The 21,410-nt window shown below is 64.0% G+C and carries 18 protein-coding genes and 1 pseudogene; 3 read left to right on the top strand and 16 right to left on the bottom strand.

The window, feature by feature from the left end:
- Positions 1-73 precede the first annotated feature (73 nt).
- From PO78_RS03275 to PO78_RS03265, 3 genes are all read left to right on the top strand, one after another.
- Positions 74-760 (top strand): heavy metal response regulator transcription factor, encoded by a 687-nt coding sequence (locus PO78_RS03275; RefSeq protein ID WP_004367300.1) that lies wholly within the window; start codon positions 74-76, stop codon positions 758-760.
- A gap of 2 nt (positions 761-762) precedes the next feature.
- On the top strand, positions 763-2,100 hold the full coding sequence (locus tag PO78_RS03270; protein WP_004299256.1) for a heavy metal sensor histidine kinase: 1,338 nt from the start codon (positions 763-765) through the stop codon (positions 2,098-2,100).
- A 184-nt stretch (positions 2,101-2,284) separates the two neighbouring features.
- The gene (locus PO78_RS03265; protein WP_231570602.1) at positions 2,285-3,040 is read left to right on the top strand and encodes a tyrosine-type recombinase/integrase; all 756 of its coding nucleotides are present in this window, start codon (positions 2,285-2,287) and stop codon (positions 3,038-3,040) included.
- 16 nt (positions 3,041-3,056) lie between these two features.
- Here the strand turns inward: PO78_RS03265 and PO78_RS03260 are convergent, their stop codons facing one another.
- From PO78_RS03260 to PO78_RS03190, 16 genes and pseudogenes are all read right to left on the bottom strand, one after another.
- Positions 3,057-4,055, bottom strand: coding sequence for a site-specific integrase (locus PO78_RS03260; RefSeq protein ID WP_012584413.1), 999 nt, complete (start codon positions 4,053-4,055; stop codon positions 3,057-3,059).
- Entirely contained in the window at positions 4,052-4,984 is a 933-nt protein-coding gene (locus PO78_RS03255; protein ID WP_043741986.1) for a tyrosine-type recombinase/integrase, read from the bottom strand. The genes PO78_RS03260 and PO78_RS03255 overlap by 4 nt, the downstream gene beginning before the upstream one ends.
- Complete coding sequence (locus PO78_RS03250; RefSeq protein WP_231570601.1) at positions 4,981-6,237, bottom strand: site-specific integrase; 1,257 nt, start codon at positions 6,235-6,237, stop codon at positions 4,981-4,983. The genes PO78_RS03255 and PO78_RS03250 overlap by 4 nt, the downstream gene beginning before the upstream one ends.
- Before the next feature lie 5 nt (positions 6,238-6,242).
- The gene (locus PO78_RS03245; RefSeq protein WP_043741982.1) at positions 6,243-6,500 is read right to left on the bottom strand and encodes a hypothetical protein; all 258 of its coding nucleotides are present in this window, start codon (positions 6,498-6,500) and stop codon (positions 6,243-6,245) included.
- Positions 6,500-8,020, bottom strand: a complete 1,521-nt coding sequence (gene tnpC, locus PO78_RS03240; protein ID WP_043742151.1) for an IS66 family transposase — start codon at positions 8,018-8,020, stop codon at positions 6,500-6,502. Before tnpC ends, PO78_RS03245 begins: the two co-directional genes overlap by 1 nt.
- 66 nt (positions 8,021-8,086) lie before the next feature.
- Positions 8,087-8,431 carry an IS66 family insertion sequence element accessory protein TnpB gene (tnpB, locus tag PO78_RS03235; RefSeq protein WP_043741980.1) on the bottom strand — a complete coding sequence of 115 codons (345 nt, stop codon included), beginning with the start codon at positions 8,429-8,431 and terminating at the stop codon, positions 8,087-8,089.
- A pseudogene (locus tag PO78_RS03230) lies at positions 8,428-8,715 on the bottom strand (transposase); the annotation flags it as partial. The gene tnpB and the pseudogene PO78_RS03230, both read right to left, overlap by 4 nt.
- Before the next feature lie 293 nt (positions 8,716-9,008).
- Complete coding sequence (locus PO78_RS03225) at positions 9,009-9,746, bottom strand: tyrosine-type recombinase/integrase (protein ID WP_231570600.1); 738 nt, start codon at positions 9,744-9,746, stop codon at positions 9,009-9,011.
- A gap of 488 nt (positions 9,747-10,234) precedes the next feature.
- Positions 10,235-10,417, bottom strand: a complete 183-nt coding sequence (locus tag PO78_RS23610) for a DUF6527 family protein (protein WP_435751676.1) — start codon at positions 10,415-10,417, stop codon at positions 10,235-10,237.
- A 155-nt stretch (positions 10,418-10,572) separates the two neighbouring features.
- Positions 10,573-11,979, bottom strand: a complete 1,407-nt coding sequence (locus PO78_RS03220) for a ThiF family adenylyltransferase (RefSeq protein WP_043741977.1) — start codon at positions 11,977-11,979, stop codon at positions 10,573-10,575.
- On the bottom strand, positions 11,979-12,908 hold the full coding sequence (locus PO78_RS03215; protein ID WP_043741975.1) for a multiubiquitin domain-containing protein: 930 nt from the start codon (positions 12,906-12,908) through the stop codon (positions 11,979-11,981). The genes PO78_RS03220 and PO78_RS03215 overlap by 1 nt, the downstream gene beginning before the upstream one ends.
- 101 nt (positions 12,909-13,009) lie before the next feature.
- Entirely contained in the window at positions 13,010-16,435 is a 3,426-nt protein-coding gene (locus tag PO78_RS03210) for a UvrD-helicase domain-containing protein (RefSeq protein WP_043741973.1), read from the bottom strand.
- A gap of 3 nt (positions 16,436-16,438) precedes the next feature.
- Positions 16,439-17,032 carry a hypothetical protein gene (locus tag PO78_RS03205; RefSeq protein ID WP_043741971.1) on the bottom strand — a complete coding sequence of 198 codons (594 nt, stop codon included), beginning with the start codon at positions 17,030-17,032 and terminating at the stop codon, positions 16,439-16,441.
- The gene (locus PO78_RS03200; RefSeq protein WP_043741970.1) at positions 17,029-17,808 is read right to left on the bottom strand and encodes an RNA polymerase sigma factor; all 780 of its coding nucleotides are present in this window, start codon (positions 17,806-17,808) and stop codon (positions 17,029-17,031) included. The genes PO78_RS03205 and PO78_RS03200 overlap by 4 nt, the downstream gene beginning before the upstream one ends.
- Before the next feature lie 56 nt (positions 17,809-17,864).
- The gene (locus tag PO78_RS03195; RefSeq protein WP_043741968.1) at positions 17,865-20,087 is read right to left on the bottom strand and encodes a S8 family peptidase; all 2,223 of its coding nucleotides are present in this window, start codon (positions 20,085-20,087) and stop codon (positions 17,865-17,867) included.
- The gene (locus PO78_RS03190; RefSeq protein WP_082047680.1) at positions 20,084-21,238 is read right to left on the bottom strand and encodes an AAA family ATPase; all 1,155 of its coding nucleotides are present in this window, start codon (positions 21,236-21,238) and stop codon (positions 20,084-20,086) included. Before PO78_RS03190 ends, PO78_RS03195 begins: the two co-directional genes overlap by 4 nt.
- Positions 21,239-21,410: the final 172 nt, after the last annotated feature.

The raw sequence follows: 21,410 nt of genomic DNA, 5'->3' as shown, positions 1-21,410 counted from the left end.
CTCGTCGAATCGCGAACTGCCAGATTACGATTTCGTAATGTGATGGTTTCGGCATCTCCGCGATAATCGCTGCATGAAGATTCTGGTTGTGGAAGACGAACCCAAGCTCGCCGAATACCTACGCAGGGCGCTCACCGAAAGCAATTACATCGTGGATGTCGCGCACAGCGGCACGGATGGCCGCTATCTCGCGACCGAAGGGCATTACGACCTCGTCCTCCTCGACGTCATGCTTCCGGGGCTGGATGGCTATGCCGTCTTGCAAGAACTGCGTCGGGGCAAACACGTACCCGTCCTGATGCTGACCGCGCGGGACGAGGTCGAGGATCGGGTCAGAGGCCTGCAGGCGGGTGCCGACGATTACCTGGTGAAGCCGTTTGCTCTGTCCGAGTTGCTCGCTCGCGTGCAGGCCTTGTTGCGGCGCGGTGCCTTGCGCTCGGATAGCCAGGATTCAACGGTGCTCCGTTTGGCGGACCTCGAACTCGACCTGGTTCGGCGCAAGGCGACACGATCCGGGCAGCGCCTCGACCTGACCGCCAAGGAGTTCACGTTGCTGACGTTGCTGCTGCGCCGGCAAGGGCAGGTCCTTTCCCGTACCGCGCTTGCAGCGCAGGTGTGGGACATGAATTTCGACAGCAATACGAACGTGGTCGAAGTTGCGGTGCGCCGGTTGCGCGGCAAGATCGACGACGCTTTCGAGAAGAAGTTGTTGCATACCGTGCGCGGCATGGGATACGTCCTTGAGGACCGGAAGCCCTGAGAATGCGCAATCCGCGTTCGCTTAGCCGCTGGTTATCGTGGTGGCTCGCCGTGCTGGCCTCGCTGGGGCTCGGCTTGGTCTGCTCGATCGTTTACGTGGGCGCGAGTCTAAATCTCTCCAACAAGCAGACGGACGAACTGCGGCACAAGCGGGACATAGTGCGCCATCTCGTCGGCGAGATTGCAACGCGGGACGCGTTGCCGAGCCTGCGTCACAAGCTCGACGACTTCTTTGTGGGCCATGCCAACCTCGAGTTACGGCTGATCCAGGGATCTGACGCTCTTCTGTACGCAACTCCGGCGCGTTCAAGCCCCGGCGCAATCCTGCGGCGGGATGAGTTCGAAATCTCCGTGCCATGGTCGCCCACAACCATGCTGCGCGCCGAATTGATGCTCGACAGCAGCGCCGACGCGCTGCTTTTGGAGCAGTTGGCCTGGACGCTACTCGCGAGCGCCCTTGGTGGAGCGGCGGCCATCTCAGTGGGCGGCGCATGGCTCGTTCGTAGAGCGCTCTTGCCTGTTCGCGACCTGGCTCGACAAGCAGCGGCCCTAAGCCCGGAAAGCGTTGGACAGCCGCTTGACGGCTCCGCCCAGGCACAGGAGCTTCAGCCGTTGGTCACACAATTCAACGCGCTCCTGGTTCGATTGAACCGCGCATATCAACAACTGGAAGGGTTCAACGCCGATGTCGCTCACGAGCTGCGCACACCGCTGGCGACCTTGATTGGTGAGACCGAGCTAGCTCTGAGTCGTCAGCGCGATGTCGCCGAACTGCGCGATGTGCTCGGATCGAACCTCGAGGATCTTCAACTTTTAGCGGGGCTGGTCAATGACATGTTGTTCTTGTCCCGGGCCGATCGCGGGGAGCGCGCCCGTCGCCACCGTGTGGATAGCCTGGCCGAACTGGTGTCCGAGGTCATCGAATTCCACGAAGCGTCAATGCAGGAGGCCGGCGTGACTGCGCGCTTACGCGGTGACGGCATGGGCACAGTCGATGCTGGGTTGGTTAGGCGTGCGCTCTCGAACCTGCTCGCCAATGCGACCCGTTTTGCAGAGCGCGGATCGGTGATCGAGGTCGATATCAAGCAGGACGCAGATGGCCGCATTTGCCTGTCTGTCAGCAACACGGGCCCTGTCATCCCCCCGGAGCATTTGCCTCGTCTATTCGACCGCTTTTATCGGGTTGATGGGGCCCGCGAACATCGCGACCATAACCACGGGCTCGGCTTGGCGATCGTAGCTGCGATCGCGCGAATGCATGGCGGCGCCACCTTTGTGCGGTCAGCTGCCGGAACGACGAGCGTTGGCCTTACCATGACCGTTATGGATAGCTGTTCATAACGGCCAGAGGACTAAACCGCTCGCGCGGTAGGGGTGTGCTGAACCGCTCGTGACGAGCATCGAAGTTCGTGGTTTCCATCGGCAGCAGGCTTGCCATGTTGGGAGATGAGGCAATCGGCCTCGTCTTCGACAGGAGCAAGCCATGGATACCCCAACTCGTCCCGTCAGCCCCTTGCGCCAGCGCATGCTCGACGACATGCGGATGCGCAAGCTCACCCCCAAGACGCAGAGTGCGTACATCCGCGCGGTGTGCCGGTTCACGCACTATCTGGGGCGCGCGCCCGATACCGCCACGGTGGAGGACCTGCGCAACTACCAGTTGCACCTGGTCGATACCGGCACCTCGCCGATGTCGCTCAACGCCGCGATCAGCGGGCTGAAGTTCTTCTTCGACATCACGCTCCAGCGCGGCGAATTGATGGCACGAATGCAGCCGGTCCGGCTGCCGCAGCGCCTGCCGGTGGTGCTCAGCCGCGAGGAGGTCGCGCGACTGATTGCCGCCTGCAACAATCTCAAGCACCAGACGGCGCTCTCGCTCGCCTACGCGACCGGACTGCGAGCGAGCGAAGTGGTCTCGCTCAAGGTCAGCGACGTCGACAGCGGGCGCATGACCCTGCGGGTCGAGCAAGGCAAAGGCCGCAAGGATCGCTACGCGATGCTCTCGCCCTTGCTGCTGGAGCGGTTGCGTGTGTGGTGGCGGGTCGCTCGGGCGCAGGGCAAGATGCTCGACGGCGGCTGGCTGTTCCCGGGCCTCAACCCAATCGAGTCGCTGAGCCCGCGCCAACTCAATCGCGCTGTTCAGGCCGCCGCCCTGGCGGCCGGCATCGACAAGCGGGTGTCGATGCACACGCTTCGCCACTATTCCGTGTGCCGGACTACGCCGCGCCGAATCAACCGCGCGCATCGGACTGGCCGAGGCGCGTCGGCAAACTCGGCATAGTCCTGTGCTTCAAGTCTCAGAGTTCTGTGAGGAAGGCGAGCAGTTGGTCATCCGGTCGAAATCTCCCAGGGGTGCTGTCGGGTGGTGTAGTCCGGGCCAAGGCTTGCTCCTTGATGGCGAGGTTCGCGTCCAGATAGATCTGCGTCGTCTCCACGGACTCGTGGCCCAGCCACAGCGCGATTACCGCACGATCGACACCCGCCTGAAGCAACTCCATCGCGGTGGTGTGGCGAAGCACGTGCGGTGTGACCCGCTTTTGGGCCAGGGACGGGCAGCTCCGGGCCGCCACCGCGACGTGTTTGGCGAGCAGATACTGCACGCCATCCGCGCTCAGGCGAGTGCCACGGGCACTCGGAAATATTGTCGCGTCGGGGTTGGCGGGAATCTCCTTCAACCAGGCATTGAGGACGGCAGCGGTCTGTCGGGTCAGCGGTGTGGCGCGTTCCTTGCGGCCCTTCCCCATGACCAGGACGTGGGCACCGGATCCCAGGATCACCGTATCTCGCCGCATCGCGGTCAGCTCGGACAGGCGTAGTCCGGCTTGAACTGCGAGCAGGAGCAGCGCGTGGTCCCGGCGTCCGGACCACGTCTGCCGATCGGGCGCGGCCAGCAGCGCGTCGACTTCCGGTCGGGTCAGGAACCCGACCTGGGTACGCGTGAAACGCTGGCTGGGAATCGCGAGCACCCGCTGAATCTGCTCCGCATGGGTCGGCGCCTCGAAAGCGGCATAGCGGAAGAACGAGCGAATCGCGGTGAGGCGTAGGTTGCGGCTGCGGGCCGTGATCCCGCGTTTGTCCTGGAGCTCGTCGAGGAAAGCGGCGATCAGTGGCGCATCGATCTGCTCGAACGCCAACTGCGAGGGCTGCCTGCCGAGTCGCATCTGGGCAAAGCGCAGCAGCAGACGAAAGGTATCCCGATAGGAGCCGATCGTATGCGGGCTTGCCCGACGCTGCTGCATCAGCCGGTCGGTAAAGAAGCGCTGCAACAACGCAGGGAAACTGGGCGTCGCACTCATGGCAGTTCTCCCCAGCGTCGTTCAAGACGCCCGACCGCCAGTCCCATCAGCTCCGGACAGGCGCTCAGATACCAGTAGGTGTCGGCGACATGGGCATGGCCCAAATAGGTCGACAGCACCGGCAACCGTCGCTCGACATCCTCGCCCGAGCGGTACCAGCGCAACAGCGTCTGGACCGCGAAGCGGTGCCGAAAGTCGTGCAGGCGCGGACCGTGGCTGGCGGTCGCGCCGCGCAGTCCGACTTGGCGCGACAGGCGATAGAACGTTCGATGCACATCACCGATGTCGAGATGATGACCGCGACCGGTGATGAAGAATGCCGAGGCTGCATGGCCTGCGAGAAAGGGTTCGCGGTGGGCGCGGTACTGTTGCAGGACCTCCAGCGTTGACGAATGGATCGGGACGAGGCGCGACTTGCCGAACTTGGTGCCGCGAATCGTCAGCAGCCCTTCCTGCAGATCGACGTCCGCGTCCATGAGGCGGATCGCCTCGCCAACTCGCAGGCCGGCGACGCTGAGCAAGCCGAGCAGTGTGTGATACGTCCACGGGCGCAAGCCGCCGGCAGGCGGTAGATCGAGCGCGCTGCGAAGCAGTTGTGCGATGTCCTCATCGGAGTAGAGGTAGGGTCGCGCCCTGCGTGGGCGAAACGGCAGCAGACCCGCCGGGGGCACCTCAGTCTGCAGGTCACTCGCCGCATGATGGCGGGCGAAGCCACGGACGTAGCCCAGCCGCTGCGCCCAGGTCGCAGGCGTCACCGATGGACTTTGGCGAATCCACTCCAGTGCCAGCGCGGTCGTGATGTGTGGGGCGTCGCGGGCTTCCATGAATGCCGCGAACTTCACTAGGCAAAGCCCGGCATCCCGGAGTTTGAACCCCAGCCTGCGGCGCAAGGCGAGATAGTCTTGAATCGCTTGTCCGAGCGGGGTCATGACACACCCCCTGGCCACGGCAAGGCCAACGGGCGCAACAGGTCCAGGTCGACCTTCGCGTAGATCATCGTCGTCTGCGGGCTGCGATGACGCAACAACTCACCGATCTCAGCCAACGAGGCGCCCTGGCGCAACATCTGGGTGGCTACCGTGTGCCGCAACAGGTGGGCCCCATGGTGGGCAGGATCCAGTCCGGCGCGCGCGAGCGCACGCCGCACGACGGTGGAAACGGCCGATGAACTCTTGAAGCCACGAGTGGGCGCGCGCATGCGAACAAACACCCGGCGCGAGGTGCAGGCGGGACGCCCGTCACGCAGATAGTCGGCCAGCGCCGCACCGACCTCGTGGGGAAGCGGCAGACGGTTTGCAGATACGCCTGCGCCTTGAATGCAGAGTTCGGCCGCCGCCCAATCGATATCGTCGAGCGTCAGCGCAGTGACTTCACCGGCACGCAGTCCCAAGCGGGCGAGTAACAACAGGATCGCCCAGTTGCGGCGGCCGACTGCGGTCCCCCGCTCGCAACTGGCGAGAAGTCGTTGGAGCTCGACCGCTGACAGGGCGCGTGGCAGCGAGGCCATCGACCAATTCGCCACCGCCGGCACGCTGGGTTTCAAGTCGGCCTCGATAAGCCCCCGGTAACGCGCGTACTGCAGGAACGACCGGACCGCCGTGGTCATCAGCTTGGCCCGCTTGGCATGATGAAGCCGGGCGGCTTCCCGCTGGACAAAGTCCACCACGTCCGCTGCCTGCACGTGCGCGAGCGACGCTTCACCTTTCGGGACCATCTGGGCCAGAAAGCGCCGCGCGAACTCCAGATAGTGGAATACCGTCGCCGGGGCCAGTCGGCGTTCCCGCTCCAGGTAATACCGGAATTCCGTCTCCAGTTGCTCGACCGCCGTCGGCGCGATCGGCGGGTCCTCCACCACGATCCCTTGTTCGGCGAGCAGATTCCGCAAACGCCGCAGAATCGATGCATCTCCCGGTCTGAAGTGCCCACGTCGGGTTCGATCGCGCAGGTAGCCGCTCAGGCTCTCTGGCGTGACACGTGATACCAGGATCCTGCGCTGCATCAGCCATCGACCGAAATCGGCGACCAGTTGCAGCGAGTATCGGATCGAGGGCCTCGCGTACCCCTGGTCGATCAATTGCCGGGCAAAGGCATCAACATATGCACCCAACAAACCTGCCCGCATGCGCTCGAGCGTGCGCGCATCCTTGTATAGCGTAAGCGTCCGACGATCGGCGTCTTGCAAGTGATTCAGCGGTTTGGGTTGATCTCATCGGTGAACTCGCCCTCATCCCATGCACGGGCGATGGCGGCATCGAGGCGAGTCAGCAGCTGGTAGAGGGACTCGCCATCGCGGCGCTGTAGCATCGCCAGGCAGTCACTCTCGTCACTCGCGACGGCGGCACACTCCACCGGCCCGACGGCGCCGAGCGAGATCTCGCCACCATTCGAGATCAGCCAATCCACGTTCTTGAGCGCTGCTAGCGGGTCGGTGTTGGGATGTTTCATCAAGCGGCCTTCTGTTCTGGAGCCAGCACCTTCAGTTCGACCTTCCACGGCAACAGCTCATCGACACGATTGACCGGATGCTCGGCGATGCGGCCGATCACATGTCGCAGGTAAGCCTCGGGGTCGAGGCCGTTGAGCTTAGCCGTGCCGATCAGGCTGTAGATTGCCGCTGCGCGCTCGCCCCCGGCGTCGGAGCCCGCGAAGAGGTAATTCTTCCTCCCCAGGGCGACCGTACGCAGCGCCCGTTCGGCGGCGTTGTTGTCGATCTCGATGCGCCCGTTGGTGCTGTAGCGCACGAGCGCGTCCCAGCGGGCGAGCGCATAGCGTATCGCCTCGGCCAGGGCCGATTTCTGCGAGAGTTGCTTGAGGGTGACGTCGAGCCAGGCGCGCAACGCAACCAAGACGGGGCCGGCGCGCGCTTGCCGCTCGGCCCGGCGCAGCTCGGGCGGTTTGCCGCGAACAGACTCTTCCACCGCGTACAGCATGCCGATCTGCTTGAGCGCCTCGGCCGCCAGGGGCGAGGCCTGCGCCTTGTGCAGGTCGTAGAACTTGCGCCGCACATGCGCCCAGCAGGCAGCTTCCTGGATGGTGCCGCCCAGATAGAGCGGTGCGAATCCGGCAAAGGCGTCGGCCTGCAGCACGCCCTTGAAGTGCGCGAGGTGGCGTTGCGGGTGCTCGCCCCGGCGATTGGGCGAGTAGGCGAACCACACGGCCGGGGGCGTCTCGTCGCCTGCAGGGCCGTCGTCACGCACGTAGGTCCACAGCCGACCGGTCCGGGTCTGGCCTTCGCCCGGCGAGAGTACCGGCACCGGTGTGTCATCGGCGTGCAGCTTGGTGGCCGAGAGCACATGCTTGCGCAGCGCCTCGACCAGCGGACGCAGCAGCGCATTGCATTGCCCCACCCAGTCGGCCAGCGTGGAGCGCTCGAGTTCGACACCCTCCCGAGCGTAGATGGTGCTCTGGCGGTACAGCGGCAGGTGATCGCAATACTTGGCGACTAGCACATGGGCCAGCAGCCCGGCGCCGGCCAGCCCCCGGGCGATCGGTCGCGCGGGCGCGTTCGCCTGCACGATCGTGTCGCAGCGGCTGCAGGCGAACTTCGGGCGCACATGACGGATCACGCGGAAGCTCGCCGGCACGTACTCGAGCATCTCGCTGACGGTCTCGCCCAGCTTCTTGAGCGAGGCGCCACAGGCTGGGCAGTCGCACGCCGAAGGCAGGTGCTCCTTGATGTCGCGGGGCAGATGATCGGGGAGCGGTTTGCGGGGCGGGGGCGCCTCGCGCGTATCGGCTGGCGTCGTCGGATCGGCCGGGGTCTCGGCACGCAGGGTCTCGAGCTCCTCGAGCGAGAGCTCCAACTGGCCGAGCATCTCGTTCATCTGCTCCGAGCTGCGGCCGAACTGCATGCGGCGCAGCTTGGCGATCACCAGCTTCAGATGCTCGATCTCGGCCGCCTGTTCGCTCACCTTCGCCCGTAGGGCGATGACTTCGTCAGGAGAGGAAACAGGGGTGTTCGACATGGCGACATGATACCGGAGCATGCCGCCAAACGCCGCCAAATGACGCTAAAAAGGTCCTATAAGCCGCTATGCAGCGCGATTCGGCGCCGTTCTGGCCGGACGCCGCCAGTCGATGCCCTCGAGCAGCATCGACAGCTGGGCCGGCGTCAGCGCCACGGTCCCATGAGTCACCTGCGGCCAGACGAATTTACCGTGCTCGAGCCGCTTGGCGAACAGGCACAGCCCGTCGCCGTCCCACCACAGCACCTTGATCCGGTCTCCACGCCGGCCCCGGAACACGAAGAGCTGTCCGCTGAAGGGATCGGCTTGGAGTTGGGTCTGAACGAGCGCGGCCAGGCCGTCGAAGCCGCGTCGCATGTCGGTGATGCCGGCTGCGATCCAGATCCGCGTGCCCGCAGGCGGGACGATCATCGCAACAGCACCGCAAGAACCTGCGCAAGCATCTGGGCGTCGGGACGTCCTTCGACGGTCAGCCGTGCGCCCTTGCGCTCGATCGTCAGCCGACCGAATGCGGCCGCTGGGGTATCGAGCATCTCGGGCGCGTCCTCATCGTCGGTGTCGGCGAGGATGATCGGCACGAACGCAGCTCCCCCCAGGCGACCTTCCTGGTAGGCCTTGCGCCACGCGAAGATCTGGTTGGCGTTGACGTCGTGCTGGCGCGCGAGACGCGACACGGAGGCGCCCGGTTGCAGCGACTGTTCGACGACGGTGCGCTTGAACTCGATCGAGTGGCGGCGGTACGGCCCGCGCGGGCCGCGATGGCGGCGGTGATCCAAATTTGTGTCCATGAATGCAATCGTGGGCACAAATTTGGGTGCCCCCTCCCGAGGGGCAATCGTCAGCGACCGCTACGCGGAAGGGAAGACGGCGGTGGGCGGACGCTTACTGTATAGCTGTTCCATTGCGATCTCCTTCCTCCGGGGCGATATGCCCCTGAAAGAAGATCAAACTATGCCGAGCCATCGAGAATCCTCTGCTGCCGAAACCCTCACGGCTGCCTGCTTTCCAGGCCCCAGCTGACTCGGCGCGGCGTAGTCCGGCACACGGAATAGTGGCGAAGCGTGTGCATCGACACCCGCTTGTCGATGCCGGCCGCCAGGGCGGCGGCCTGAACAGCGCGATTGAGCTGACGCGGGCTAAGTGACTCGATCGGGTTGAGGCCCGGGAACAACCAGCCGCCATCGAGCATCTTGCCCTGCGCCCGGGCGACCCGCCACCACACGCGCAACCGCTCCAGCAGCAGGGGTGAGAGCATCGCGTAGCGATCCTTGCGGCCTTTGCCTTGCTCGACCCGCAGGGTCATGCGCCCGCTGTCGACGTCGCTGACCTTGAGCGAGACCACTTCGCTCGCTCGCAGTCCGGTCGCGTAGGCGAGCGAGAGCGCCGTCTGGTGCTTGAGATTGTTGCAGGCGGCGATCAGGCGCGCGACCTCCTCGCGGCTGAGCACCACCGGCAGGCGCTGCGGCAGCCGGACCGGCTGCATTCGTGCCATCAACTCGCCGCGTTGAAGCGTGATATCGAAGAAGAACTTCAGCCCGCTGATCGCGGCGTTGAGCGACATCGACGAGGTCCCGCTATCGACCAAGTGCAACTGGTAGTTGCGCAGGTCCTCCACCGTGGCGGTATCGGGCGCGCGCCCCAGATAGCGCGTGAACCGGCACACCGCGCGGATGTACGCACTCTGCGTCTTGGGGGTGAGCTTGCGCATCCGCATGTCGTCGAGCATGCGCTGGCGCAAGGGGCTGACGGGACGAGTCGGGGTATCCATGGCTTGCTCCTGTCGAAAATGAGGCCGATTGCCTCATCTCCCAACATGGCAAGCCTGCTGCCGATGGAAACCACGAACTTCGATGCTCGTCACGAGCGGTTCAGCACACCCCTACCGCGCGAGCGGTTTAGTCCATAGGCTGGTTGCGGTCATCAGTTCCTGCCCACTCACTGATTGACGGCGCCCCTAAGTGCGCGATCAGGTGGCGAGGCTGAGTCGAATAGCTTCAAGCCGGTATCTGCGCCACAGAAAGGCCTCGACAAGGACTGAATTACCCCGGGATTCGACCAGACCTCCGGCAGGCTTGTGGGCGACAGGGACCACGCATGCACTGCTGCCGCCTGCGCAAACGTGCCGAGTAAAGCAGTCTGCATCGGAGGGCGACCGATGTGTGGTCAAACGCGCGACGACGCGCGTTTCTGAGATTGATTTGGCGCCGGCGCTTCCTACCTAAACCACTCAATCAAGCCATTCTTCACCCAGAAGTGACAGGTGCATGCCCGATGCTGGTGGATGGAGGGCGACACGGTGGGCCGGCCCCAGAAGTCTGTTTCGACAGACCAACGGGGCCGTCGATCGGAGTTAAGTGAAAGCGAGATCTGCACTCCGCAACCTCCAGGGCAGCTCATGCACGCCCACTTCTTGACGCCGCAGTCAATGACCAGCCACAACTCGCCAGGCGGCACCGGACTCTTGCCTGGATGTTGAGGGATCCGGGAAACGAGTAGATCGTAGCGCAGCCATCCGAACCGACGCAGCACTCGCGCCATTAGTCGTTTCATGGTCAGCCGATCACGCCGAGAAAAGGATTGACATCGCCGCGCCCCCAACTCGCCTGGCTGGCACATACCGGGCAAGAAGAGATCGGCCGGCAGGTCATGGCCCGATCCTCCACCCGGTCGAAGCGGCGAATCCTGTTGTGCGTCATGCCCTGGCGGCCGCGGAAACTGGTCAGCCCCTGAATCAGTTCATCGACGGCCGCGCAGGCAATGGCCGTGGTGAACGTGACCACGGCGGGTGCAGGGTCGCCGCCGCCGTCCACATAGGCTTCTGCCTTGCGCCGCTGGAACTCGGCCGGGTCACTGCGCCGAAGCCCTTCGGCCGCAGCGCGGCGCGGATCGACCACCTCCAGACACATGAGGCATGGATTGCCGGGGCGAATCGTCGATACACGCCCCGTCATATCGTAGTCCGCGCCGCTGCGTGCCGCGCGCATGCGCAGACCAACATCGATCAAGGGAATGCCGTAGTAGTGCGCCAGCCGATTCAGCGTCAGGCGTCCCTGATGGTCATCGGTACAACCGAACACCACATCGCAGGAGCGTAGCAAGTCGCGTAGATCAGGATGGCCGACCCACTGCTTCTTGGTGACCACTTGGGTGCCAAGGCCCGCCGCGCGAATCTCGCGCGCAAGGATGTCTACCTTGGCGAGGCCAGCGGCCACGTCTGCAGCGCGCGAGCCATGCACACGGTTGAGGTTGGTCACATCGATGATGTCGTTGTCCACCAGCCCGAGAAAACCAACGCCCAACCGCGCCAGAAGCATCGCTACAGCACTTCCCGTACCGCCGCAGCCCACGACACCGATCCGCAGCCCTCGGACGATTGGATTGAACCCCCTGCCGAACAGTACAGCCTGCCGCGTCAGGAATTGATCTTCGTCAGCCGCGTCATCTGCGCGAGCGACCTTGATCTGGCCGCCTACTAGCGAGATCGATGACGCCATGACCGTCTCGCCGGGTGCAATCCAGAGCCTGCCCGCAATAGCGCCCTCGTGGCCGAGCACGATGCTGGCCAAGCCGGAAACGCCCTTGATGAACGTTGTTCGCGCAAGCTCCGCCTCGTTTCGATCATCCTGGTCGGAGAAGAACGCTGCCGCGTTCGGATGCGTGTGCACCAAGCCCGCGACCAGACTACGCTCCTTCGCGCCGCCGAGAACATGCATGAAGCCCCGGGTGGACCACGTGACGTGGACCGGGGAGGCCGAAACCATCTCATCGGCCGCGACGGGGACGACCTCGTGCGAGATCAGCCTGGTGCGGGGCAGACCGGACCACGGGTCTGAGGGGATATCTGCCCTGCCGAACAGCACATAGGCGGACGCCTCAGACCCGTCGTCCCTTCTCAGAAGCGAGCGCAAGGCCGCCTCGTGCGGCTCCAGCAGGACAATGTCCAGAGCAGCCGGCGACATCACTTCGCCTCCGCCAGGGCGTGCTCGATCCGCTTGAGTATGGTGTGCAGGCCGTCGATGCCGGGCCGCCAGGCCGTGTTGTGGCGCGACCAGCGCTGCCAGTTGCGGCCTTGGAACGCGTGGGGCTGGTCGGCGCAGGTCGGATAGCGCCCCACGCTTTGCAACGTCAGCCAGGGGTCGCAATAGAACATGTCGGGCGCGACATCGGGATAACCAGACGGCAGGAGGACGAGTACGTCGGCTGCGCCGTGGTTGAACTTTCCGGCGGGTAGCGGCAGCTGCTTGAAGACGACACCCGTGTGCGTACCGTCGCTCACCATCTCGAAGACTACCCCGTGGCTGCTCAGATAGCGCTGGTCCGCTTCGGGCAGGGCAAGGAGCCCTTCCGTGGTGTCGCGGATCAGCGTGATGAAGCGCTCGATGCCCGGCTTGCTCAGGTCGATCAGGTCGCCGTCGCGGATCAGGATGTCCTGGCCCCCGCCGCGCACTTCGAGATAGACGTCGTAGGTCTCCGGCGGGACGCCGGCGAGCGCCTTGAGCACGCGGCCGCTGATGCTGGGCTTGCCCCACTCCAGGTGCCGGTCGTCGATCGTGAACTTGAACGCGCGGTCGGTCTGAAAGATGACGAAGCGCTCCGCGCCGCGGCCGCGCAGATCGTAGGTTTCGTCAAGACGCACGTCCTCGAACTCGCCGGAGGTCAGGATCGCATAGACGCTGTAGCCATCGCCCGGGCGGAAGCCGACGGCCTGGAGGATCTGGCGCGCGGTCGGCACCGGATCGGTGAGATCGACGTGGCGCTCGCTGAGTTGGTCGTCCAGGACGACAATCCGGTAGAACGCCGCCGGGCGCAGGCTGCGACCTTCGCGGATTGCGGCCGCGACATCCTCGACATCAGAGCAGTCATCGCCGCCGTGGGTTTGGGTTTGCATATTGATCACCTTTCTGGGGGAGCCATCGCCTGCGGGATTGCAGGTTTTCTGTTGCCCCTTACTCAGTCAATCGCAAGACAAACCCAGACCGGAAAGGCTGGTCAAAGTTTTTCTTGCTCCCACGCCCCTCCCGGCAAATCGCCGCAAAGGAAGAAGCTCGGACAGCGCGGACAGCTGCGCGCCTCGGGCTTCGCAGGGAACTGTCCGGCCCGCATCGCTTGAAGGAAGGACTGCAGCTTCTCGCGCCTGGACTCCAGCTTACGCGACGAGATTTTCATCGGCTGGATGGTTTCGCTGGTCAGGTAGGTCACCTCGACTTGCGCATGCGGGCCGTAGGCTTGAACGGCAGCAAGATGAAGCACCGTGTACTCGATGTCATCGAAGGCGTTCGAGCGCTGCTTGCCCGTCTTGACGCGTCGCACCGTGACCGATCCACCGTCAACGTGAGCAACGCCATCGGGGCTGACCAGTATCTCGCCCTCCGCCCAACGCAACGAAATCGGAGGCGCCGGCGCGGATACGCCTCGGCTGCGGCTCTCGATGAGAAACTCGACGAGCCGCTTGCCGATGCGCCGGTAGTCTTCCGCGTATCCATGCTCCGTCACCCCCCTGGAGCGCCAAGCTTCTTCGAAGCGCGCCGCCAGCTCGTCGATCGTGGGACTCGTCGTCTCGTGCTCGCGCTTCAGCCACTCGAACACCTCGCTCACGACGTTGTGCATCTTCATGAACGCCGTTTCGGTTCGCCGACCACCGAGCTTCAGCACGTGCGTGTACAGAAAGCGGCGCGGGCAACGCTCGAAGAGGTTGACCTGGATGTCAGTCCATTGAGGGCGCCCTTGCCACGTGATGGACAGGGGCACGCCCGTCAAGGTCGGACCGGCCCGCAACGGCACGTGAGCAGGATGGGCAAGGAGTCGCTCGATCGGGGCTACGAACCTGGAAGGGCTGCGCGCACGCCCATCAGCCTGTCTCGCGTAGGCATACAACTGAAGCCTGTTGCGCGCCCGCGAGAGCGCCACGAAAAACAAGCACTCTTCTTCCTCATCGTGGCCGGCCTTCACGGCCTCAATGCCGGTAAGCCCCTCCGAACCATGGATCAGACCATCTGGTGGAGGACACCGTGGCGGCACATTGTTGCGAGGCAAGCCGGAAGTCACCATGCCAGGCAAGTGAACGACCTCGAACTCCAGCCCCTTGCTCCCATGGATGGTCATCAGGCGCACTGCGTCAATGTTCTCGGCGCTCCGGGGCAGCTGGCTCAATCCACGATCCTCTGAGAGCAGCGCCAAGCGCCGGATGCGATCAAGCAGCCGAAGCACTGGTATCCCCTGCCCTCTTGGCTGCCGGCGGCAGAAGTTCAGGAACTGCCAGATCGCCAGACCCTTCATGCGACTCTGCGCATCACCAGTCCGATAAAGCGTCTTAGCGATTTCTAGACCATCGATCGTCCATCCAGCAAGCAACGTCCATGGGTTCGTTGACGCGTTCACGCCCGCAAAAAGTGGGGACAGGCGAGCAAGCGCCTCTCGACTGCCATCTGCCAGGCCGTCCACCTCCGCATGTATTGCCGACCATGCCAGGGAAGCTGGATTCGCCGCTCGCAGGTGCTCGATGACTCGCATGACATCCTGCAGCGGCATTTGGTGGCGAGCCATGGTTGCCACCCGCACCATCGCGGCCGCCCGCGGGTCGGTTGCGAGCGACAGCAAGGCCAAGAGATCCTTGATTTCCGGCCTCTCGAAGAGGCTGCCTAGGTGCAGCGCGGGAATGCCCCTGGCCTCGAGCCCTACGGCAATGGCGTTCAGGCGCGCGTTGGAAGCGCAAAGCACCGCCTGGCCACCGTAGGCGATGCCTTGCTCGTGCAGAGCTGTGATCGACGCTGCGAGTGCGGAGATTTCGTCGTCAGGCGACTCCGCAACGCGAAGCTCCACCTGCTCGCCCCTGGTGCCACGGTCGGCCTTCAGGGTCAGCGGCAAAGTACTGGTGGATGCCTGCATCCCGCGCGCAAACTCGGTGAAAACATCAACGATGCGCTCGTCGGAGCGGTAGTTGATGCCCAGCTGGGCGGTCTGCGCGCCGGGAAAGTCGACCGCAAAGCGCGCGATGTTCGTCGCGGATGCGCCGCGGAAGCGGTAGATGGACTGGCGCGCATCACCGACGACCCACAGGTTGCGGCCGTCACCGACGATAGCTTTCAGAAGCCGGACCGAGGCGCGGTTGACGTCTTGGTATTCATCCACGAGCACATGCTCGTGACGAGCGCGCAAGGCGTCCCTCACCTCGGCGCTACCCTCCACAAGGCGGACCGGCAGCGCAACCAGATCGCCGAAATCCAACAGTTGGTGAGTAGTCAGCAGACGTTCGTACGCCTCGAAGAGCATGGCGACCTCCAGGCACTTCTGGGCGCGGACCCTCGCATCCTGGTCCGTGCCCGCCCGGGCGGCCATGGACTGGGCGAGCACGCGATAACCTGCAGCATCGATGACCTCATCCTTGGCACGTGAGATCGAGCTCAGCATGTCGCTCAGATCAAGGGCTGGGTCCCACAGGTTACGATAGTGCTTCAAGTCGAGCCGCGGGAACTCTTCTTCCAGCAACTCAATAGCCTCGGTCCGGTCGATCAGGCGTGGGGCCGCCGGCAGAGCCAGTTGGTCGTGGAAGCGGTGAACGATGTCCAAGCCGAACGCATGGAATGTTCCGATCCACATCGCTGCCGCCGCGAGAGGATTACTCGCAGCAATCCTCTCGCTCAGTTCATTGGCCGCCTTGTTGGAGAAGGTGAGCACCAGGATGGTGGCAGGGTCGACGCCGTCCGCAAGCAATCCTTCGATGCGGCGAACGAGCGTTCGTGTCTTGCCGGTACCCGGCCCTGCCTGCAACTGGAACGCCAGGCCACGATGCGCCGCCGCCTCCATCTGAGTCGGGTCCGGCGTGAGCGCCGCCGCAACCCCGCCGGAACCAACGGGATGCTGCTCATCGGCCGGTAGCAGCAGCGCATCCAGCAGTTGTTGCTGCACGACGGCAAGCGGCGCACCAAAGCGCGTCGCGATCATCGCGGAGGTTAGCCCCTCGTTGACATGGAACTCGCGCAGTACAGGACGCGGAAGCAGGTACTCTCGCGCGAAGAGGTCCATCTTGACTTCACGCCGCTCTCGCGCCCCGTAGTCAAGTACGCGATCAACACCGACCGGCGCATCCTCCATCGAGCGATCGGGCTCGACTTCAAACGTCACCACATCGAGCGTGCTACCTTCCAGCACGACATGGCCGAGCTCGTGTGCGATGAGAAAGGCGCGTTCGAACTCCGATCCGCGGTCCTCATAGAGGATGCTTCCCGCTTGGCTATCAAAAGTGGCTCGGCCTCCTTTGAGCTGCGAATCCCCCTCTTGCAGCGCGTACACGTCCAAACCGCGACTCGTCACTTCCCGAAGCACAAACTCCAGGGGTCGAGTCGGATCGCCACCCGCCGCGACGTTCGCCCGGTGCATGCGTTCTGCTTCCCGGCGCGTGGCCTCGGTGGCGTCCATCGCTTAGTCCGACAACGCCTTCAGCGTCGCCTGCTGTTCGGGCGTGAGCTGTGAAGTCGCGACGGCCTGATCGAAAGTGAGCTGTTCTCCCACGCTGGGCTTCATGCTGGATCGAAAGGCATGTCCGGAGACCATGCCCGGTGGGCCCTGCAGATACGCGCCCACAGCTTGCGCCGTGGAGCCTAACTCCGAAGCAAGCTTCTCGACGAATCGGGCGGGAATGGTGGTGGCGCTGATGGCTCGATCGCGCACGCGCATCAGAAAGAGATTGCTGACATCCAAGCTGCGTGCGAGCGATTTGAAGCTGCTCGTATTAAGCTTGGCGAACGGGTTCGCGACCTCCGCGTCGGGCTGCTGGACAGCCCGCTCGAACCGCTGCCAGGCTTTGTCCACCGCACTGTCCGACACCACGGTCGCGGGAGCATCGTCCGCCGGCGGCTCATGAAGAAGATCGATCGAACAGTCGATCAGCGCAGTCGCATGCTGCGGGTACTCCCTGATGTAGCGTTCAAGCGTTTCTCGTCCATGGCGGGGCTCCATGGAGAACGCCATCAGTACGGATTCCTCGTCCGCGGCGAACGGCTTTGACGTGCTCATACATACTCCTGCAGAGCAGACCTGAGGGTCTTGTATGCACGGTCGCGACGATTGCGCACGGTTCTCTCATCGCACTTGAGCATCTTGGCGATAGTCATGATATTCGGGTCCTTCGAGTCGATCTGGAAGCCTTGCCGTAACAAGCCCACGACCCGTCTCTGATCGTGTGGTAATGCATCAATCGCAGCGTCCAACTCGAACCGGAAAGCCGGGTCGTCAATTTCTTGGGGATCCCCTCCAAGGAAGTCAGCCGCTGCTGCTTCGACCTCCGGAGAAATGTCCGGACCTTCATCTCCATCCGTGGACAGCGGCTCGGTGAGTACCGAAACGGGACCGATCTGCCTCAGCACGGTCTTGCGGAACCGGGCGAACGCGAGGTCGAACCGCACTTCAAAGAAATCCAGCATGGCGAAGCGGCCGTTGCAGTCCTTGGCGATTCGCTCGGCGAATCGGCCCATGATCTCTTCTCGGATATCTTGCGCCCCGGCCATGCGAGAGTCCGAGATCGTCGCAAACAGGGACTGCCCGACGCGCTTCATGAGCAGTCCGAAGATCTGCTTGAACTCGTCCTGCGCTCCCGCAGCTTGGGCGCGACGCAGGAAATATGTCAGCGCTTCCGACGGCACATAGCCGCAGCTCTTCCTCGACGCGATGGCGAAGGCCTGCAGGCGTGCCGCGGCATCGACCGATTCCAGCCTTGCCAGGCAGACCTCGATCTCCGGCGGCCGAGTGAACGGCAACCCGTTTTTGTCTTTGCTCTTCAACGGTTCCGGCATCGATCTCCTCCTTGCCCGTCAGTCCGCGATGTCCTGCTTCTTCGTCCCGCCCGCCGTCACCGGATGCGGATCGGCAAAGTCACCTGCGGCTGGATCGGCACCAGCGTCTTGGCATAGGTGCGCAGGATGTCGTTGTAGAGATCGGCGTGCTTCGGCGCTTCGACCGAGAGGATCAGCGCGTAGCGGATCTTCTCAGGGCCGGTGGCCCGGCCGCCGCCGTCGCGGGCGTTGTAGTGGATGTCGAATACCGGATTCTTGAGGCTGGAGCCGCGGAAAGTCTTGGCCCCGTGCAGCACGGTCTCCCACTTGCCCTGATCCGAGCGGCGTTCCTGCTCTGTGGCAAACTTCTTCAAGTCGAAGAAGCCCTTCGTGTCCGCGTTGCTTTTGCCATCCTTGATCTTTTCGTCGTTGGGCCGGAAGACGACTTCAAGCCCAGCCTTGGTGTAGGCCGCGGCATCCTGCGGATCGGTAGGCGACGCATAGCAGAACGTGGCCTTCAGGCGGACATTGCCCGTCAAGCCTTCCTTGGGCAGCGGCAGGCTGGCGCGCAGATATTTGCTGGGCTTGAGCTCCCCTTGGTAGACCACCCGGGCCACGCCATCCGGGCACGTGATGATGTCGAGCGTGTCCTCGGGAATCTTGCCCCAGCCCACTTCGATCGGGTCATGCTCACCGGGATCGGCCGCATGGACCAGCAGGGCCTTGATGGCGAGAGGCGTCAGGTTGACGCCTAGGATCGCCCGGATACCGACCGCGCTGCGCAGCAAGTATGGCGCCGCGAAACTGGTGCCGAGTTGTGGTGTCAGCACCGGTTTCGCGCTCGGAGCCAGGACGTGGAAGTACTTGGATGCCGGGTTGCCGCCGAAGGCCATCAGATCCGGCTTGACGACGCCGGGGCTGCGACCCGGCCCGATCGCGCTGTAGGGCGCGCGAGCCCAGTCCGCGCCGGTGTCATCGGCCGCGCCGACTGCGAGCGCATTCACGCAGTCCGACGGGACCTGCACCCGGTTGTAGCCGAGTTCGCGGTCGCGTTCTCCGTTGTTGCCCACGGCCACAGTCATGAGCGTGTCACCATCGCTGAGCAACTCGTCGATGACGGACGTCCAAGCGTGGACCTCCCGATCCTCCACTTCAAGGTCCGGTCCCAGGCTCAGGTTGATGAACTCGTAGGAACGCGACAGCAAAACCTGTTCGATGAGACCGAGCGTGCGATACAACTCCAGCGGGTCTTCGCCACCTGATTCGTGGTCGAGCACACGCAAATGGTCCACCGGGGCGAAAGGCCTGCCGGCCGTTCCGTTGGGCTGGATTGGGCCGAACAGTACGGCCGATGTTACGCCCAGGCCGTGCTCCGGGCCGTGTGGGTCATCGCCGGCGTCTTCGTCGAGCTTGCGGTACGAGCGCAGCCAAGGACCGATGGGGTGGTGGTTGGGCAGGCCACCGTCCAGGATGGCGACGCGAGGCTCGGACGACAGAGCCTGCTCAGTCGGGAGGCTGCAGCCCACCGACGGTCCACCGCTGCGCTGTAGCGGGCGGATGCCGCGCAGCTTGGGCACCGGCCGGATTATCCGGACGAAGGCGAAGCTGGCCAGTCTCTCGACATCGCGCGGCTTGCCCTCGACAGGCACGAACCACAGGTTGCCTGCAACGAAATCGACTTCACTGTGGACCTTCACGCCCTCCCGCTGGGCGAACTTCACGAAAGCCTTCTGGATCAGGCCAGGATCTTCGCCGGGCAACAGATGCAGACCTACCTCGAAGAAGCGATCCTTCGAGCCACCCAGACTCACGATGCGCTCCGCCGGCGCGAAGGCGGCAAACTGTTCGATGTGGGCCAGATCGTCGCCCTCGTCGGACTGCGCGTCAATAGTTGACGTCCACTGTGAGAGGTTGCGGAAAGCCTGGCGCTTGCCGGCGACGAACAATTCGGTCGTCGTGGTCTCCTGCGGCTGTCCCTTACGAGTCCAGGCCTGGGGCTTGACCTTGACGGTGCGGCTGCCAATGGACTCCAGCCCCGTGCTGCGCAACAAGCCGGTCGGGAAGTAGGAGCGAGCGATGAAGCTGGGATTCATCATCAACCGTGCAACCGCGAAATCGCCTGGGCAAGCGTCGGCCGGCAGTGCGTCCAGCGCCTGGGCAGCACTGCGGAATTGGGGATCCAACCGTTCCCGCGCCTGCGCGAAGGTGTAGACCTCGGCCTTGCCGGGCATGCGTTTCGGGCCGACGATGTCGTGGGTCAGCAACTCGCCACGACCGATCAGGAAATTGGTTTGGCTCATGTGTCAGCCTTTCTCCGGAGCGCGGTCTTTCGTTCCGCAGGCGTATCGTTGGTGTACTTGCGGATCGTGTCCCGGCTCACGCCCGTGATGTCGGAGACGGCGTGCTGGGAGAGGCGGGTCTGCTTGGTCAGCATCACCGCTAGGTCGATGCGGCCCTGCCTGTCGAGAGCCAAAGCGCGAGCCTTCATGAAGTCCTCGACCAGATCGGCGTCGGTCGTCGTGCCCAGGGCCACGGCACGCCGGAAACGTTGGACGTCGCGCTCGATATCGCTAAACGAATGTCCGGCGAAGGCGAATGCCAGGATGTCGATCCAACGGGCAAAGAGTGCGTAGTCCTGCCCCAGGAAGCGCTTGATGGCCTCCTTGATGGCTTGCTCATCGGGCGTCTTGAACTGGACCTCCAAGTCGAAGCGGCGCCACAGTGCCGGATCGATCAGTTCCGGGTGGTTGGTGGCGGCCAGCAGCACGCTGCTGGCGGGCCATTCGTCGACCTCCTGCAGGATCACCGTGACAAGGCGCTTGAGTTCACCCACGTCGGTGTCGTCGCTGCGCCGCTTGGCAATGGCGTCGATCTCGTCCAGCAGCAGCACGCAAGGCTCGCGCTTGGCGAAGTCAATGGCTGCCCGCAGGTTGGCGCCACTCTTCCCCAGCAGGCTGCTCATCACGGCGGTCAGATCGAGCACGTACAGCGGCACCTTCAACTGCGCGGCCAGCCAGCGGGCCGTGAGCGTCTTGCCGACCCCTGGCGGCCCGACAAAGATGGCCGAGCGGGTAGGCGTCAGCCCCATGGCCAGCAGTCGGGCGCTCTGCCGGCGCTCCGCGATGAGTTGCGCCAAAACCTCCTCGACGTCACCGGACAGCAGCGGCGCCCCCTTCGTCGGCTCGTTCTTGAACTCCTTCAGGAGCGAGAGGCGGGACTCGTCGTCGACCGGCATGGCTTGGGCCGCTGCGCGGGGGGGCGGTAGTTTGCGCATGGGAGAGACGCTGCGCGCCGGCTTCGACCTCAAGTACAGATCAAGCTGCTCGGCCAGATCGGGCGCCGTGCCACGGTATTTGCGGACTAGTCGGGCTGCGAACAGGCGCACATCTTCCGTCTGCTCGGCCAGAGCCAGGCGAACCACTTGGGCTAAATCTGATTGCTCTTCCTTCATTTCGTCCAAAATTTCAATAAGTCTTTGATTTATCTATAAAAATAACGAAAATATATCGGACTAATGGAATTATCGCACAGATCAAAAGGATGCTGGGGAGTGAAATGGACGTCGGAGGACTGTGGCACCTTGGCCGTCACCCGGCTGGGCCGGACTGCGCTGTACGTGCGGA

This window comes from Thauera sp. SWB20 (assembly GCF_000831325.1).
GTDB classification, from domain to species: domain Bacteria; phylum Pseudomonadota; class Gammaproteobacteria; order Burkholderiales; family Rhodocyclaceae; genus Thauera; species Thauera aminoaromatica.
This window is presented reverse-complemented; position numbering and strand designations above follow the sequence as displayed.